1 protein-coding gene is annotated in these 1202 nt (G+C 59.3%); it reads right to left on the bottom strand.

Annotation, left to right across the window (positions count from 1 at the left end):
- Positions 1-1202 (bottom strand): immunoglobulin-like domain-containing protein (locus D886_RS28410; RefSeq protein ID WP_033694285.1); only part of this gene is annotated, 1202 nt, incomplete at both ends.

Genomic DNA, 1202 nt, shown 5'->3' with positions numbered 1-1202 from the left:
TCGTCAGTGGTATCGGTGACTTTGACCGACGCCGCGTCACCCAGTTGCAGGTTTTCGAAGGCACGACCATCGATGTCTGCTGCCGACTTGATACCCAGGCTGATTTCGCCAGCGTCTTTGTAGACGTCATCGCCTTGCGCGTCGTGAGTGTAAGGCGCGCTGGTTTCACCCGCTTTGATAGTGACCTGAGCGTTGTTGCTCAGGGTCACGACCAGGTCGTGGGCCAGCGCGGTGTTGATGTGGACGGTGAACGTCGGCTTGACGTTCTCAGCAACCGAAACCTGGTCAGCGGTAATGGTGACCTGCACCAAGTCGCCCTGGTTACCGGTACCTGGAGTACCCGAACCCGGTTCGTCCGTCACAGAAGTGGTGACGGTTTCACCACCCAGAGTCAGCTTCTCGAAGCTGTCTGCACCCGAAACCGACTCAAGCTTGTTGGCAATAGCGGCCTGGCCGCCGACGTACACGTCATCGTTAACCGTGATGGTCGCGGTACCAGAGGCACTGTCAGCCGGAATCGTGACTTTTGTGCCGTCGGTCAGGGTGAAGGTCAGTGCCCCGTGCTGAGTGACCGAAAGCCCCTGCGCGTTGGTCAGCGTGACGGTGTAGGTCACCTGGCCGCCTTCCGCCACAGTCGCCTTGTCGACAGTCAAGGTTGCAACGACTTCGCTGATGGTGTCCGAAATCTCGACGGTAGCGGGACCACCGATGGCCAGATGCTCGAAGGTTGCACCCGAAACAGTGGCATCGGTGACGCTCAGCGTCACGGAGCCCGCGTCCTTGATGACGTCATCGCCCTGAGCCGGGGTCTTGTACTCGACTTCGGTCTTGCCGGCCTCGATGGTGACGGTTTCGCCATTCGACAGGGTCACGGTCAGCGGACGGTCCAGCGCCTGGCTCACTTTGATCGTGAAGGATGGCTGCTGGTCTTCAGTGACATTACCGTTACTGACGATGCTTACGGTGACGGTATCGACACTGTCATTGATTACAGTGGACGCTGGGGTTGGGTTCGGCGTCAGTTGCTCGAAGTTGCCGCCAGTAGCGTCCTTGATCGTGACACTTACGGTCGAGCCGTTGTTGTAGACGTCGTTGGCCGGGGTCTGGAAATCAACGCTGCCTTGAGTCTTGCCGGCTTCAACGGTGATGGTCTGGCCATTGGACAGGGTCACGGTGACCGGCGTCTGGGCAGGGTTGCTCAG

Source organism: Pseudomonas sp. LAIL14HWK12:I7, from assembly GCF_000483465.1.
Taxonomy (GTDB): domain Bacteria; phylum Pseudomonadota; class Gammaproteobacteria; order Pseudomonadales; family Pseudomonadaceae; genus Aquipseudomonas; species Aquipseudomonas kermanshahensis.
The sequence above is the reverse complement of the archived record's forward strand: the minus strand, read 5'-3'. Positions and strand labels throughout refer to the sequence as shown.